We start from the raw sequence: 14,753 nt of genomic DNA, 5'->3' as shown, positions 1-14,753 counted from the left end.
AGACCAAGTCCGGGGCCGCCTCGCATGGAAAACGTCATCCTCATCGTCCACCTGATCCTGGCGCTTTGCCTGATCGGCATCGTGCTGTTGCAGCGCAACGAAGGGGGTGGCCTCGGAATGGGCGGCGGCGGTGCGGTCACCGGCCGCGCGCCGTCGACGCCGCTGGGCAAGCTGACCTGGTTCTTCGCCATCTGCTTCATCGGCACCTCGATCACACTGACCATCATCGCCGCACAGAACGCCGCCGGGGTCTCGGTCCTTGACCGCGTCCGCGGCGCGCCCGCCCCGGTCGAGGCGCCCGTGCCGGACCCCGGCACATCGGGTCTGCCCGCAGGCGAGGGGCTTTTGCCGCCTCCGCCGGTTGCACCGGGCGACACCTCACCGCTGCTGCCGCCGCGGGCCGACTGATCCCTGCCCGGGTCCGGGCGGGCAGATCGCGCCGCCGAATTCCCACAAGGGATTGAGGCAAAACCCAAATCCTTAACAGCATCTAGCGGTCCGGTTGCGGCGGCCCGCTAAATCCGCTATATGTCGAGTCCCGTGATACCGCGGCGGCTCGACGCCGAATCGGGCAGTGAAACGACAAGCATCACGGGGGTCGCCAAGCCTATGGCACGCTTCATCTTCATCACCGGCGGGGTGGTTTCGTCGCTCGGCAAGGGACTGGCTTCGGCGGCGCTCGGCGCGTTGTTGCAGGCACGCGGCTTTACCGTGCGGCTCAGGAAACTGGACCCCTACCTGAATGTCGATCCCGGCACGATGAGCCCGTTCGAGCATGGCGAGGTCTTCGTCACGGATGATGGCGCCGAGACCGATCTGGACCTTGGCCATTACGAACGCTTCACCGGCGTTTCGGCGCGCGCGACCGACTCGATCTCGTCGGGCCGCATCTATTCCAACGTTCTGGAAAAGGAACGCCGGGGCGACTACCTGGGCAAGACGATCCAGGTGATCCCCCACGTCACTAACGAGATCAAGGATTTCATCCGCATCGGCGAGGACGAGGTCGATTTCATGCTGTGCGAGATCGGCGGCACGGTGGGCGATATCGAGGGGCTGCCCTTCTTCGAGGCGATCCGCCAGTTCAGCCAGGACAAGCCGCGCGGGCAGTGCATCTTCATGCACCTCACGCTGTTGCCCTATATCCGCGCCTCGGGTGAGCTGAAGACCAAGCCCACCCAGCATTCGGTCAAGGAACTGCGCTCGATCGGGATCGCGCCCGATGTGCTGGTCTGCCGCTCCGAAGGTCCGATTCCCGAGAAGGAGCGCGAGAAGCTGGCGCTGTTCTGCAACGTCCGCCCCGATGCCGTGATCGCCGCGCAGGACCTGAAGTCGATCTACGAGGCGCCGCTGGCCTATCATCGCGAGGGGCTGGACCAGGCGGTTCTGGATGCCTTTCAGATCAGCCCCGCGCCCAAGCCCGACCTGGGCAAATGGGAGGACGTCTCCGACCGCATCTTCAATCCCGAGGGCGAGGTGCGGGTGGCCATCGTCGGGAAATACACGCAACTCGAGGACGCCTACAAATCCATCGCCGAGGCGCTGACCCATGGCGGCATGGCCAACCGGGTGCGGGTCAAGGCCGAATGGATCGACGCCGAGATCTTCGAGCGCGAGGATCCCTCGCCCTGGCTTGAGGGGTTCCACGCGATCCTGGTGCCCGGTGGGTTCGGGGAACGCGGCACCGAGGGCAAGATCAAGGCCGCCGAATTCGCCCGCACCCGGCAAATCCCCTATCTCGGCATCTGCCTCGGCATGCAGATGGCGGTGATCGAGGCGGCGCGGAATGTTGCGCAACTGGCCAATGCGGGATCCGAGGAATTCGACCACGAGGCGGGCCGCAAGCGGTTCACGCCCGTCGTCTATCACCTCAAGGAATGGGTGCAGGGCAATGCCACCGTCACCCGCAAGGCCGATGACGCCAAGGGCGGCACGATGCGGCTGGGCAGCTACACCGCCCATCTGGCCGCAGGCTCGAAAGTGGCCGGGATCTATGGCGCCACCGTGATCGAGGAACGCCACCGCCACCGCTACGAGGTGGACATCAAGTATCGCGACAAGCTGGAGGCCTGCGGGCTGGTCTTTTCCGGCATGTCGCCCGATGGCCGCCTGCCCGAGATCGTCGAATGGAAGGATCACCCCTGGTTCATCGGCGTTCAGTTCCACCCCGAACTGAAATCCAAACCCTTCGCCCCGCATCCCCTGTTCGCCGATTTCGTGCGCGCCGCGGTCGAGGTGTCGCGGCTGGTCTAGGGCGATGCTCTCCTACCAGCATATCTATCACGCGGGAAACCTGGCCGATGTGCACAAGCACGCGCTTTTATGCGCGATGCTCGACTACCTGACCCGCAAGGACAAGCCGCTGAGCTATATCGAGACCCATGCCGGCCGCGGTCTCTACGATCTTGCCGCGCCCGAGGCGGTCAGGACCGGCGAGGCAGCAGCGGGCATCGGTGCGCTTGAGGAAGGGCTGCCCGTCGACCACCCCTACCGGCGGCGCCTGGTCGAGATCCGCGCGCGGTTCGGCCCGACCGCCTATCCCGGCTCGCCGCTTCTGGCCGCGCTGTCGCTGCGCAAGGGCGACGTGATGCACCTGGCCGAGCTGCATCCGCAGGAATTTCAGGCGCTGTCGCAGGTCATGGCCCCGTTCGGTGCACATCTGCGCCCCGAGGACGGCTTTCGCGCTGCCCGCGCGCTGGTGCCGCCCACGCCCCGGCGCGGGCTGATGCTGATCGACCCCAGCTTCGAGGTGAAGGCCGATTATGCCGCGATCCCCGGCCATCTTGCCGCGATCCACCGCAAATGGGCGGTGGGCACGCTGGCCCTGTGGTATCCGGTTCTGCCCGCCGCACCGCATGCCCCGATGATCGCCGCGCTTTGCGAATCCTTCCCGGACGCGCTGGATCATCAGGTCCGCTTTCCCCCTGCGCGGCCGGGACATGGCCTGATCGGCTCGGGCATGTTCATCGTCAACCCGCCCTGGGGCGCGCAAGACGAGGCCGCCCGCCTCACCGCCCTGTTCGCCAGCCTGAAAGGATGAAGACCATGCCCAAGGGATACTGGGTCGCCCATGTCGACGTGCATGACGCAGAGGCCTATGAACGCTACAAGGCGGCCAACGCCGCGCCCTTCGCCGAATACGGCGCGCGCTTTCTGGTGCGGGGCGGCGAGCAGCAGCTGCGCGAGGGCGCTGCGCGCAGGCGGACCGTGGTGATCGAGTTTCCCAGCCTCGAGGCCGCGCTTGCCTGCTATGACAGCCCCGCCTACCAGGCCGCCCGCGCCCTGCGAGACCCCGTGTCCGAGGGCGATCTGGTGATCGTCGCGGGCTACGAGGGCTGAACCCGCTTTTCCGGCGCGCGCAGGCAGCGTATATCACCCCCATGTTCGCCGATTTCCTCAGCCGGCTGTTCCGGCCCGACCCCGACCGCCTGCCCGATGACGATGCGCGCCTCGCGCTTGGCGCGCTTCTGGTGCGCATTGCGCGCGCCGATGGCGAATACGCCCATGAAGAGGCCGAGCGGATCGACCGCATCCTTGCCGCCCGCTACGGCCTGCCACCTGCGGACGCCCATGCCCTGCGCCTGCGGGCCGAGGCGCTGGAAGCCGAGGCACCCGATACCGTCCGCTTTACCCGCGCAATCAAGGACGCTGTGCCCTACGAGGAGCGCGAAGGCGTGATCGAGGCGCTGTGGGACGTGGTTCTGGCCGATGGCATCCGTGACGAGGCCGAGGACGGGCTGTTGCGGCTGGTGGCCAACCTGCTGGGCGTGAACGACCGCGACAGCGCGCTGGCCCGCCACCGGGCCGAGACCCGGCGCAGCAGCTGAAGGGCGCGCAAAACCCAAGGGCGAGCGGATCGGACGCAACTGCCCAAATCCTGGGCGCAGCCCGCGCCTTCCGTAGGTTCCCCGTTGCAATCGCAGCGGAATCGCGTCCTACTTCGGGGCCGTCAAGCAACAAAAGCCACCCTTCGTGACAGACGCAACACCGCCCGTCCTTGAAATCCGCGACCTTCACAAGAGCTATGGCGCTCTGGAGGTCCTCAAGGGCGTGAGCCTTGCCGCGCATCGGGGCGATGTCGTCTCGCTGATCGGCTCGTCCGGTTCGGGCAAGTCGACTCTGTTGCGCTGCGCCAACCTGCTTGAGGACAGCCAGCAGGGCGAGGTCCTGTTCGAGGGCGAGCCCGTCACATGGCGCGGCATCGGCCCGAACCGCCAACCCGCCGACCGCCGTCAGGTCATCCGCATCCGCACCAACCTGTCGATGGTGTTCCAGCAGTTCAATCTCTGGGCGCACATGACCATTCTCCAGAACGTGATGGAGGCCCCCGTCTCCGTGCTGGGCGAGGATCGCGCCGAGGTCGAGACCCGGGCCCGCGCGCTGCTCGACAAGGTGGGGATCGGCGACAAGGCCGATGCCTGGCCCGCGCAGCTTTCGGGCGGCCAGCAGCAACGCGCCGCGATCGCGCGGGCGCTGGCGATGCAGCCCCGCGCGCTTCTGTTCGACGAACCCACCTCGGCGCTTGACCCCGAACTGGAACAGGAGGTGGTGCGCGTCATCAAGGCGCTGGCCGAGGAGGGGCGCACGATGATCATCGTCACCCATGACATGCGGCTGGCGGCGGATGTGTCGGACCATGTCATCTTCCTGCATCAGGGCCTGATCGAGGAAGAAGGCCCGCCCGACGAGTTGTTCGGCGCGCCAAGGTCCGAGCGTCTCAAGCAGTTTCTAAGTGCAACCGTGGCGGCCTGAACCGCCCAACCAGACCAACGGGAGAGTAACCATGAAGTCCCTGATCCTCGGCACCGCCGCATTTGCGCTTTCGGCGGGGCTTGCCTTTGCGCAGGATGTCGTCCGCCTTGGCACCGAAGGCGCCTATCCTCCCTACAATTTCATCAACGACAACGGCCAGGTCGACGGGTTCGAACGCGAACTGGGAGACGAACTGTGCATCCGCGCCGCGCTGAACTGCGTCTGGGTCACGAATGACTGGGACTCGATCATTCCGAACCTCGTCTCGGGCAATTACGACGTCATCATCGCCGGCATGAGCATCACGGACGAGCGCAAGCAGGTGGTTGATTTTGCTCAGGAATACACGCCTCCCTCGGTCTCGGCCTATGTCGGCCTGGCCGAGGATGCCGATATCGAGGGCGGCGTGGTGGCGGCCCAGACCGGCACGATCCAGGCCAATCATGTGGTCGATACCGGCGCAACGCTGCTGGAATTCGCCAATCCCGAGGACACGATCGCAGCCGTGCGCAACGGCGAGGCCGATGCGGCGCTGGCGGACAAGGATTTCCTGGCGCCCTATGTGGCCGAAAGCGACCTGATCTTTGTCGGCGAGGACGTGCAGCTTGGCGGCGGCATCGGGGCAGCGTTCCGCAAGTCCGACCCCGAACTGCGCGACAAGTTCGACGCGGCGATCCAGTCGATGAAGGATGACGGCACGCTGAACGCGCTGATCGCCAAGTGGCTCGGCGCCGAATCGCCCTTGTTCTGACCCATGAGCGGGGCGGCCCTGTGCCGCCCCTGACCCGCCATGTTCGCGTCCTGCGCCGATCCGTCCACCATCGAAGGGCTTCACTGGCTTGCCTGCTACCTGACCAGCGGCAAGCACATGGCCTTCTATGCCTCGTTCGGCACTGTCATGTTGCTGCTTGCGATCACCGCGCCCGCGGCGCTGGCCTTCGGCTTCGCGGGAGCGATGGCGACACGCTCGCGGCTCTGGCCGGTGCAATGGCTGGGCCGGGGCTATACGGCGATGGTGCGCGGCGTGCCCGACATCATCTTCTTCCTCTTCGTGCCGATCGCACTGGACCAGGCGCTGGAATGGGTCCGGCACAAGACGATCTGCCCCGACTGGACCGAACCCGTCCGGCGCGGCAGCGATTTCGTGGTCTGCGCCCAGGCCAAGCTGCCTCTGTCGACCAGCCCGCAATGGGTGCATGACACCTATGGGTTCGCGCTGGCGGTCACGGCCTTCGCGGTGGTCTTCGGCGCTTTCGCCGCGAATGTGCTGCATGGCGCGATGCGCGCGGTGCCGCGTGCCCAGATCGAAACCGCCGAGGCCTATGGCATGACCCATGGCCAGGCATTCTGGCGCATCCTCGTGCCGCAGATGTGGATCTATGCGCTGCCTGGGCTGTCGAACCTGTGGATGATCCTGATCAAGGCCACGCCGCTTCTGTTCCTGCTGGGGGTGCAGGACATCGTCTACTGGGCACGGGAACTGGGCGGGGCCAAGACCTCGATCTATGCCTATCCTCATCCCGACTGGCGGATCTATTACTTCCTCGGGCTTCTGGTGTTCTATCTGGGGCTGACCAAGATTTCCGAGGTGGTGCTGGGCCGACTGAACGCGCGGCTTTCGCATGGTCAGGCGACGCTGGCGGGCGAGGCCCAGCGCAAGGCCACCGCATGAGTTGTCTTCAGACCATACAGGATTACGCGCTGCGCTCGGTCGGGATCGGCGAGCGTCTGTTGCCGCGTTCGGGCTTTACCCTTTGCGAACAGGTCACACTGATCGGGTCAGGGATGATCTGGAACGTCTATTTCGGCCTGTTCGCGCTGCTTGCGGGTTTCTTCCTTGCGACCGCCGTGGCGCTGGCGCGGCTCAGCCCGCTGGTCGCCCTGCGCAAGCCCGCAGAATGGTTCATCTTCCTGTTCCGCGGCTCGCCGCTGTTCATCCAGTTCTTCCTTGCCTACGAGGCGTTCGTGCTGCTGCCCAAGGCGGGTCTCACGCTGAACCTGATCTTCGTAGAGATCACCGCCGATACGCGCTGGCTGACGCGGGCCTGGGCGGGGGCGCTGATCGTGCTGTTCCTGAACACCGCCGCCTATACGGCCGAGATCTTCTATGGCGCACTCCGCTCGGTGCCCAGGGGCGATCTGGAGGCCGCCGACGCCTATGGCCTGTCGGGCTGGGCGCGGTTTCGTCGGGTGGTCTGGCCCACGATGCTGCGGCTTGCCTGGCCCGCCTATACCAACGAGGCGATCTTCCTGTTCCACGCCACCACGCTGGTCTTTTTCTCCGGCTTCCCGGCCTGGCAGCAGAAGGGAGATGCGCTCTATTACGCGAAATATTTCGCCGACAAGACCTTCAACCCCTTCGTCGCCTATCCGATCGTGGCGGGCTATTTCATCCTGATGACGCTTGTCATCATCGCGATCTTCGGACTGATCAACCGCCGCCTGAACCGCCACCTGCCGCCCGAGGCCCGTCCCCGGTTGCGCATCCGCCCGCAGGTCGTGCGATGATCGCCTGGCTCGACACCCATCCCGAAGTGCGCACGATCCGCATCGGTGCGTGCGACCTGAACGGTCAGGCGCGCGGCAAGCGGTTGCCCGCGCGCTTTGCTGCCAAGGCCGCCGAGGAGGGCGCGCGCTTTCCGCTTTCGGCGCTCAATCTCGACATCTGGGGCGAGGATATCGAGGACAGCCCGCTGGTCTTCGAGACGGGCGACGCCGATGGCGTGCTGCGCCCCACGGGACGCGGCGTCGTGCCGATGCCCTGGCTCGAGTCGCCTAGTGCCCTGTTGCCTGTCTGGATGTTCACCGAGAACGGCGCGCCCTTCGAGGGCTGCCCGCGCCAGGCGCTGGCGCGGGTGCTGGATGCCTATGCCGCGCGTGGCTGGCAGCCGCAGGTCGCCACCGAACTGGAATTCTACCTCGTCGACGACAGCGAAAGCGTCCTGCAACCGCCCCGCTCGCCGCGCTCGGGCAAGCGGCGCGAGGCGGCCGAGATCCTGAGCCTGCGTACGCTCGACGCCTTCGACGGCTTCTTCACCGATCTCTACGACGCCTGCGAGGCGATGGACATCCCGGCGGATGCCGCGATTTCCGAGGCGGGGATGGGCCAGTTCGAGGTCAACCTGATGCACGGCCCGGCGATGAACGCCGCGGATGATGCGTGGCTCTTCAAGATGCTGGTCAAGGGACTGGCGCGGCGGCACGGGATGGCGGGCAGTTTCATGGCCAAGCCCTATCCCGACCATGCGGGCAATGGGCTGCACATGCATTTCTCGGTGCTGGATAGCACGGGCGCCAACCTCTTCGACGATGCCCGCCCGGATGGCCCCGGACGGCTGCGCGCCGCCGTCGCAGGCTGTCTTGCCGCGCTGCCCGACATGACGCTGGTGCTGGCGCCGCATGCCAACAGCTATGAGCGGCTGGTGCCCGGGGCACATGCGCCGACACGGATCTGCTGGGCGCAGGAGAACCGCACCGCGGCCCTGCGCATCCCCGGCGGAAGCCCGCGCGCACGCCGTATCGAACATCGCGTGGCAGGCGGCGACATCAACCCCTATCTGCTGATCGCGGCGGTTCTGGGCGCGGCGCTGATCGGCATCGAGGACGATCTGACGCCACCCCCGCCGGTCACCGGCAACGCCTATCTGCAGGATCTGCCCCAGATCCCGACCTGCTGGGAGGGGGCGATCGACGCCTTCGAGGCCAGCCCGCTGATCGCGCGGATCTTCGCGCCCGGCCTGATCCGCAACTTTGCGATGACCAAGCGCCAGGAGGCGCGCCGGATCGCAGACCTGGACGCCGAGGCCCGCCTCGGGCTCTATCTCGACACGGTCTGAGCGGACCGCATCCGGATCATGGCAGGCTGAGGGGGTCGCCCCGGTCCAAGACGGGTCGACCGGACCGACATGCGGCGCGGCGTCCTTGACAAAACCCGGAGTTTCTGTGGTACCGCCTCCCCGGCTCGAACGGGGGACCCCCAGATCCACAATCTGGTGCTCTAACCAACTGAGCTAAGGCGGCACTGTGGGCGCGATTTAACGTCCAGCGATGCGCAATGCAAGCCCCGTTCCCCATCAGCACGCCATTTCCCGTCCGGGGCGGTGCGGGGGATTGCAGCCGCGGCGTGCAGGCAGCATTGCACACCGCGGCCCCGGGTTTCCGGGGCCGCCCCGCCCTTGCCAGCGCGGGGATGACAGGCTAACGCATAAGCCCTGATCATTCCGAGGGGGCCGCAATGGGCATCGACAAGGAAAGCGAGCTCGCCGCGAATCTGCAGATCGGGCCGACGAGCCTTGGCATGGTGCGAATCTATGTCGAGGGCGAGGGAATCGACCTGCCGATGGATTTCGACCCCGACGAGGCCGAGGAGATCGCCGAGGAAATACGCGCCGCCGCCGCACAGGCCCGCGCCATCGGCGAGAAGGCCGCCAAACCGGGCAAGAAGGACCGCCCTAGGGGCTGAGGCCCGGATCGCGCAGCGCCTGCAACCGCAACGCCGCGTGGCGGGCGAATCTCCGCGTGACCGCCTTGCGCCGTGCGCCCGCCAGCCTTGTCTCGGGGCCCTCGCGCAGGATCTCTGCGCCATAGGCATCGGCCAGGATCAAGCCGGTGCCGGGCGGCAACAGGTCGACCGGAAACGCCTCGTCCACCGCCCAGAAGAAGCGGTCGCACCAGTCCAGATAGCCCTGCCACTTGCGGTCCGCGGCGAAATCGGCCCGGCACGACTTGCATTCGACGATCCAGACCTCGCCCTTCGGCCCAAGCGCCATCACATCGACGCGCAACCCGGCCTTGGGCACCAGTTCCTCGACACAGGCAAAACCCAGATCGCGCAGGTGCCGACTGACACCGCGGGCGATGAGCTGGCCGGGGGCCGATGCGGCAGGCGTTTGGGGCGGAGCACTTGGCATGGGTGAAGGTTGAACAATCCATGAACAAATGGCAAGCCTTGCAGCCACCCCCGCCCTGCCCTATCTGTGATCGAAGGCGGGTTCTGCCCTTCCCGTGCTGGGGTCAAATTCCGGTGGCCTTAAGCAAATCCGAGGGAGCTGGCTCTGTCCGGGTCCTGGCCCGGTTACCTGGCGCCCACCTGTATGAACAGGTCCTCGGGAATGAGTTGCCCTTACGGTCGTGGTGGTCCCGCCCCTGTACCGCCCCGCCTACCGATTAGAACGCCCCGCTCAGGGGGCCAAGGCGCCGCGCGCACCGGAATTGACCGTCAGCGCCTCGGGCCAGCCGACCAGCCATTCGACCAGCACCAGCAGCAGGCAAAGCGCGACCACCCCCAGCACCAGCCGCACGCGCGACGCGCCGGGCGGGTGTTGCGCCCAGCGTTTCGCACGCAGAAGCCACAGCGGGTTCATTCCTCGAACCGGACCGATCCGATATAGGGCAGGTTGCGGTTGCGCTGGGCAAAGTCGATGCCATAGCCCACAACGAAGCGGTCAGGGATCTCGAACCCCACCCAGCTTGCCCGCACTTCGACCTCGCGCCGCGAGGGTTTGTCCAGCAGCGCGCAGGATTCCAGCCGCCGGGGCTTTTTCGCGGCCAGCAGGTGCAGCACATGGGCAAGCGTGTGCCCGGTATCGACGATATCCTCGACCACCAGCACGTCGCGCCCCTCGATCTTGCCGCGCAGATCCTTGAGGATGCGCACCTCGCGCGAGCTTTCCATGCCGCTGCCATAGGACGAGGTCTCGATGAAATCGACCTCGACCGGCAGCCGCAACTCGCGCACCAGATCGGCGATGAACACGAACGAGCCGCGCAACAGCCCCACCACCACCAGCTTGTCGGTATCGGCGAAATGGCGCGTGATCTCGGCCGCCAGCGCCTCGACCCGGGCCGCGATGGTCTTGGCCGACAGCATCTCGTCTATGACATAGGGTCGCTCGCCCATGCCTTCCCCCTTGATTTCGGCCGCTCACTAGCAGAAACGACTGCCCACTGTCAGCAGACAAACGGGATCATGCCCAGACATTCCGAAAACCGCGAGATGCCCTATTCGGCGCAGCAGATGTACGATCTGGTGGCTGACGTGGCCTCCTATCCTGAATTCCTGCCCTGGACGGCCGCCGCGCGCATCCGCAAGCGCACCGATTTCGGCGATCACGAGTTGATGGAGGCCGATCTGGTGATCTCGTTCAAGGTGTTCCGCGAACGCTTTGGCAGCCGGGTGACGCTGTGGCCCAGCCTGCACCGGATCGACACGGAATATCTGGACGGGCCGTTCAAGTACCTGAAATCCTACTGGCATTTCGAAGACGTCGCCGAGGACCGCTGCAAGGTCGAGTTCTTCGTGGATTTCGAGTTCAAGAACCGCGTGTTGCAGGGCGTGATCGGCGCGGTGTTCAACGAGGCGATGCTGCGCATCGTGCGCGCCTTCGAGGCGCGGGCCGAAGACCTGTACGGCAAGCCCGCCGCCTGAGCCTTGCCGCCCGGGCAGGCGCCACAAGGGGGAAGCGATGGGGATCTCCGAAACTCTGGCCGAGTTCGCCGCCCGTACCGTGCCGGGCGAGGCTGCCCGTGCGATGATGCGGCTTTCGGTAATGGATTGGGCGGCCTGCGCGATCGCGGGCGCGGAGGAACCCGTTTCCCGGATCGTCCGCGCGCTGGTGCTGGAGGAGGCGGGTGCGCCGCAGGCCGCGCTGGTGGGCGATGCAGCCCGCGTGCCCGCCCGCGCGGCGGCACTGGCCAATGGCGCGGCCTCGCACGCGCTGGATTATGACGACACCCATTTCGCCCATATCGGCCACCCTTCGGTCGCCGTGCTGCCCGCAGCCCTTGCACTCGCGCAAAAGACGGGCGCGGGCGGGACGGCGTTTCTGGATGCCGCGCTGGTGGGGGCCGAGGCATCCATCCGCATCGGCCTCTGGCTGGGGCGCGGGCATTACCAGGTGGGGTTCCACCAGACCGGCACGGCGGGGGCCTTTGGTGCGGCGCTGGCGGGCGCGCGGCTGCTGGGCGCGGACGGGGTGCAGGCGCTGGGCATCGTCTCGACCCGCGCTTCGGGGCTGAAATCGCAGTTCGGGACCATGGGCAAGCCCTTCAATGCCGGGATCGCCGCCGCGAACGGGGTCGAGGCCGCGCTGCTGGCGGCATCCGGCTTCGGCTCGACCGCGCAGGGGCTTGAGGGCGCGCAGGGCTTTGGCGAGACGCATGCAGGCGCGTCGGATGCAGGCGCGCTTGACGGGCTGGGCCAGCACTGGCTCTTCGAGACCGTCAGCCACAAGTTCCACGCCTGTTGCCACGGCACGCATGCGATGATCGAGGCATTGCGCAACCTGATGCCGCTGGACCCGGACACGGTGCGGCAGGTGCGGGTTGCGACCCATCCGCGCTGGCTGCGGGTCTGCGACCAGCCTGCACCGGCGACGGGGCTTGAGGCGAAGTTCAGCTATCGGCTGATCGCGGCGATGGTGCTGGCCGGGCGGGACACCGCGGCACTGGCCAGTTTCAGCGATGCCGCCTGCGCCGATCCGCTGCTGGTCGGCCTGCGCGACCGGGTGACGGTCGAGGCCGATGAACGCCTGTCCGAAACCGCCGCCCGCGTCACGGTCGAGACGGCAGACGGCCCAAGCGAGGCCGCGCATGATCTGGACGCGCCGATGCCACCGGACCAGCGCGCGGCCAGACTGCGGGCCAAGGCGACAAGCCTTGTGGGAGAGGAAACGGCCGCACGGCTCGCGGCGATCTGCATGGCTCCCGACGGCCCCGACCCCGCGCTGCTGGGGGCGCTGTTGTCGGGGGCACGCTAGCCGTTCAGCGCGCCGATAAGCAGGTCGAGCGCGTTATCGCGGCTGGCGGCGCGCACCCTGTCACGGCCCAGCGCGCCGAATTCCACGGTTTCGGTGACGACACCCGCGCCTTTCCGCGCCAGCGCGAAACAGACGCGCCCCTCGGGCTTGTGCTCGGACCCGCCGGGCCCCGCGATGCCGGTGATCGCAACCGCCAGATCGGCCTCGGACCGGGCCAGCGCCCCCTCGGCCATCTCGGCCGCGACGGGTTCGGACACCGCGCCATGGGCGTCCAGCGTCTCGGCCCGGACACCCAGAAGCGCCTGTTTCGCGGCGTTGGAATAGGTCACGAACCCCCGGTCGAACATCTTCGACGAGCCGGGAATATCGGTGATCGCGGCCGACACCATGCCGCCGGTGCAGCTTTCGGCACTGGCCACCAGCACCCCCCGCGCACGGGCCAGGGCCACCAGGGTTTCGGCACGGCTGGTCATGCCAGAAGGATATGCCAGACCGCCGCCAGCGCAAGCACCAGCGCCCCAGCAGCGATGCCCGCCAGCACGTCGTCCAGCATCACGCCCAGCGCCGTCTTCTGACGGTCGGCCCAGCCGATCGGCCCCGGTTTCCAGATATCGAACAGCCGGAAGCCGAAGAACGCCACGATCCAGCCGGGATACAGCGCCAGGATGTCGGCCCCCGACGCCCGCGCGCCGAAGGACAGCGGCAACAGCGCGATCCACATCCCCGCCACCTCGTCGATGACATATTCCGACCGGTCGGGATCGGCCGCCCCGCGCGCGGCGGCGCCAACCGCCCACCAGCCCAGCATGCAGACCAGAACCGTCGCCGCCAGCGCCAGCCACGGTCCGCCCAGAATATGCAGCGCCCAGAACAGCGGCAGCGCCGCAAGCGAGCCCCAGGTGCCCGGGGCGGGGCGCAGCAGACCGACGCCGAACCAGGTCGCGACAAAGCGCGCCGGGCTCATGGCCGCACCAGCGTCACCGTGGCCAGCGCCGCGATTCCCTCCTCCCGGCCGGTGAACCCCAGTTGCTCGGAGGTGGTGGCCTTGACGCTGATCCGGTCCAGCTCGATCCCCATCAGCCGCGCCATCTCGGCCCGCATCGCGCCCGCGACCGGGCCGATCTTGGGCCGCTCGCAGATCAGCGTCAGATCGGCATGCGCGATCCGGTAGCCGCGTTCGGCCACCCGCCCCACCGCATGTTTCAGGAAGATGTCCGAGGCCGCGCCCTTCCATTGCGGATCCGAGGGCGGGAAATGCTGGCCTATATCGCCATCCGCCAGCGCACCATAGATCGCGTCGGTGACCGCGTGCATGCCGACATCGGCATCCGAATGGCCCTTCAGCGCCTTGTCATGCGGCACCTTGATGCCGCACAGGATCACGCCGTCGCCCTCGCAGAAGGCGTGCACGTCAAAGCCGTTGCCGGTGCGAATATCCATGTCCCTCTCCCGCAAGACCCGCTCGGCGCGGGCGAAATCCTGTGCATGGGTGATCTTCAGATTGTCCTCGTCGCCCTCGACGATGGCCACGTCAAGCCCCGCGGCCAGCGCCACCTCGACATCGTCGGCCGCCCCGCCCGGATGCGCCGCATGGGCCGCGCGGATCGCCTCGATCCGGAAGCCCTGCGGGGTCTGGGCCCGGAACAGCCCGTCGCGCGGATGCGGCGCCAGCACGCGCCCCGCCGCGCCGCGCCATAGGGCATCGGTCACGGCCAGCGCGGGTGCCGCCCCCGGATGGGTATCCAGCGCGTCGATCACCCGGTCGATCAGCGCGGCCGAGACCAGCGGCCGGGCGCCGTCATGGATCAGAACGCGCGTGGTGCCCGACGGCACGGCCCCCAGCCCCGCCGCGACCGAGGCATCCCGTGTCGCGCCCCCGGGAACCGTCGTCACCGCCAGGTCGAGCCCCGCCATCGCTTCGGCGAAAAGATCGGCATCGTCGGGATGCAGGACCACCACCAGCCCCGTCACCCGGGGATGGGCGGCAAAACCCGCGACCGTCCGGCCCAGCACCGCGCGACCGCCAAGCGGCTGATATTGCTTGGGTCGGTCGCCGCCTACCCTTGTCCCGCGCCCTGCGGCCACGATGATCGCCGTGACTGTCATGCCCTGCCCCCGAACCGGTCGGCGACTCTTTAGGCGGGGTCGGGCTGCGGGGCAATGGGGCAAAAGGGCGGGATTGAACGCTTAAATTTTGTGCATTTGCTGTTTCGGGCCTCGTGGGTCTATCCCTCAGATTGTAAT

At 67.3% G+C, this 14,753-nt stretch carries 19 protein-coding genes and 1 tRNA gene; 13 read left to right on the top strand and 7 right to left on the bottom strand.

Features of this window, described 5'->3' with window-relative positions; genetic code table 11:
• The first annotated feature begins 24 nt into the window (after positions 1 to 24).
• The 10 genes from secG to EV216_RS07535 all read left to right on the top strand — a co-directional run bounded on the left by secG (position 25) and on the right by EV216_RS07535 (position 8,588).
• Positions 25 to 408 (top strand): preprotein translocase subunit SecG, encoded by a 384-nt coding sequence (gene secG, locus EV216_RS07580; protein WP_132694459.1) that lies wholly within the window; start codon positions 25 to 27, stop codon positions 406 to 408.
• Positions 409 to 609: 201 nt separating this feature from the next.
• Positions 610 to 2,253, top strand: a complete 1,644-nt coding sequence (locus tag EV216_RS07575) for a CTP synthase (protein ID WP_132694458.1) — start codon at positions 610 to 612, stop codon at positions 2,251 to 2,253.
• Positions 2,254 to 2,257: 4 nt separating this feature from the next.
• Positions 2,258 to 3,040, top strand: coding sequence for a 23S rRNA (adenine(2030)-N(6))-methyltransferase RlmJ (locus EV216_RS07570; RefSeq protein WP_132694457.1), 783 nt, complete (start codon positions 2,258 to 2,260; stop codon positions 3,038 to 3,040).
• Positions 3,041 to 3,045: 5 nt separating this feature from the next.
• Positions 3,046 to 3,339 (top strand): DUF1330 domain-containing protein, encoded by a 294-nt coding sequence (locus tag EV216_RS07565; RefSeq protein ID WP_132694456.1) that lies wholly within the window; start codon positions 3,046 to 3,048, stop codon positions 3,337 to 3,339.
• Between the two features lie 41 nt (positions 3,340 to 3,380).
• The gene (locus tag EV216_RS07560) at positions 3,381 to 3,827 is read left to right on the top strand and encodes a tellurite resistance TerB family protein (protein WP_132694455.1); all 447 of its coding nucleotides are present in this window, start codon (positions 3,381 to 3,383) and stop codon (positions 3,825 to 3,827) included.
• 145 nt (positions 3,828 to 3,972) lie between these two features.
• A complete protein-coding gene (locus EV216_RS07555; RefSeq protein WP_132694454.1) occupies positions 3,973 to 4,752 on the top strand; it encodes an ABC transporter ATP-binding protein in 780 nt (259 codons plus the stop codon).
• A gap of 31 nt (positions 4,753 to 4,783) precedes the next feature.
• Entirely contained in the window at positions 4,784 to 5,503 is a 720-nt protein-coding gene (locus EV216_RS07550) for a transporter substrate-binding domain-containing protein (protein WP_132694453.1), read from the top strand.
• Positions 5,504 to 5,542: 39 nt separating this feature from the next.
• Entirely contained in the window at positions 5,543 to 6,424 is an 882-nt protein-coding gene (locus EV216_RS07545) for an ABC transporter permease (protein ID WP_132694452.1), read from the top strand.
• Positions 6,421 to 7,260 (top strand): ABC transporter permease, encoded by an 840-nt coding sequence (locus tag EV216_RS07540; RefSeq protein ID WP_132694451.1) that lies wholly within the window; start codon positions 6,421 to 6,423, stop codon positions 7,258 to 7,260. Before EV216_RS07545 ends, EV216_RS07540 begins: the two co-directional genes overlap by 4 nt.
• Complete coding sequence (locus EV216_RS07535; RefSeq protein ID WP_132694450.1) at positions 7,257 to 8,588, top strand: glutamine synthetase family protein; 1,332 nt, start codon at positions 7,257 to 7,259, stop codon at positions 8,586 to 8,588. Before EV216_RS07540 ends, EV216_RS07535 begins: the two co-directional genes overlap by 4 nt.
• Positions 8,589 to 8,695: 107 nt before the next feature.
• Here EV216_RS07535 and EV216_RS07530 read toward each other — a convergent pair.
• Positions 8,696 to 8,772, bottom strand: a tRNA-His gene (locus EV216_RS07530).
• 214 nt (positions 8,773 to 8,986) lie between these two features.
• On the opposite strand from EV216_RS07530, the gene EV216_RS07525 reads away from it, so the two are divergent.
• Positions 8,987 to 9,214 (top strand): DUF6324 family protein, encoded by a 228-nt coding sequence (locus tag EV216_RS07525; RefSeq protein WP_132694449.1) that lies wholly within the window; start codon positions 8,987 to 8,989, stop codon positions 9,212 to 9,214.
• Here EV216_RS07525 and EV216_RS07520 read toward each other — a convergent pair.
• From EV216_RS07520 to hpt, 3 genes are all read right to left on the bottom strand, one after another.
• Entirely contained in the window at positions 9,204 to 9,662 is a 459-nt protein-coding gene (locus EV216_RS07520; protein WP_132694448.1) for an MmcB family DNA repair protein, read from the bottom strand. The genes EV216_RS07525 and EV216_RS07520 overlap by 11 nt on opposite strands.
• 270 nt (positions 9,663 to 9,932) lie before the next feature.
• Complete coding sequence (locus tag EV216_RS07515) at positions 9,933 to 10,115, bottom strand: hypothetical protein (RefSeq protein ID WP_132694447.1); 183 nt, start codon at positions 10,113 to 10,115, stop codon at positions 9,933 to 9,935.
• A complete protein-coding gene (gene hpt / locus EV216_RS07510) occupies positions 10,112 to 10,651 on the bottom strand; it encodes a hypoxanthine phosphoribosyltransferase (RefSeq protein WP_132694446.1) in 540 nt (179 codons plus the stop codon). Before hpt ends, EV216_RS07515 begins: the two co-directional genes overlap by 4 nt.
• Before the next feature lie 69 nt (positions 10,652 to 10,720).
• On the opposite strand from hpt, the gene EV216_RS07505 reads away from it, so the two are divergent.
• Positions 10,721 to 11,179 (top strand): type II toxin-antitoxin system RatA family toxin, encoded by a 459-nt coding sequence (locus tag EV216_RS07505; protein ID WP_132694445.1) that lies wholly within the window; start codon positions 10,721 to 10,723, stop codon positions 11,177 to 11,179.
• A gap of 37 nt (positions 11,180 to 11,216) precedes the next feature.
• Entirely contained in the window at positions 11,217 to 12,509 is a 1,293-nt protein-coding gene (locus EV216_RS07500) for an MmgE/PrpD family protein (RefSeq protein ID WP_132694444.1), read from the top strand.
• Here the strand turns inward: EV216_RS07500 and EV216_RS07495 are convergent.
• The 3 genes from EV216_RS07495 to EV216_RS07485 are packed head-to-tail and all read right to left on the bottom strand — an operon-like array spanning position 12,506 to position 14,615.
• Complete coding sequence (locus EV216_RS07495; RefSeq protein WP_132694443.1) at positions 12,506 to 12,982, bottom strand: CinA family protein; 477 nt, start codon at positions 12,980 to 12,982, stop codon at positions 12,506 to 12,508. The genes EV216_RS07500 and EV216_RS07495 overlap by 4 nt on opposite strands.
• Positions 12,979 to 13,473 (bottom strand): phosphatidylglycerophosphatase A family protein, encoded by a 495-nt coding sequence (locus EV216_RS07490; protein ID WP_132694442.1) that lies wholly within the window; start codon positions 13,471 to 13,473, stop codon positions 12,979 to 12,981. The genes EV216_RS07495 and EV216_RS07490 overlap by 4 nt, the downstream gene beginning before the upstream one ends.
• Complete coding sequence (locus EV216_RS07485) at positions 13,470 to 14,615, bottom strand: bifunctional 2-C-methyl-D-erythritol 4-phosphate cytidylyltransferase/2-C-methyl-D-erythritol 2,4-cyclodiphosphate synthase (protein ID WP_132694441.1); 1,146 nt, start codon at positions 14,613 to 14,615, stop codon at positions 13,470 to 13,472. The genes EV216_RS07490 and EV216_RS07485 overlap by 4 nt, the downstream gene beginning before the upstream one ends.
• Positions 14,616 to 14,753 lie beyond the last annotated feature (138 nt).

Origin of the sequence: Rhodovulum steppense (genome assembly GCF_004339675.1) — a bacterium.
GTDB lineage: Bacteria > Pseudomonadota > Alphaproteobacteria > Rhodobacterales > Rhodobacteraceae > Rhodovulum > Rhodovulum steppense.
The sequence above is the reverse complement of the archived record's forward strand: the minus strand, read 5'-3'. Positions and strand labels throughout refer to the sequence as shown.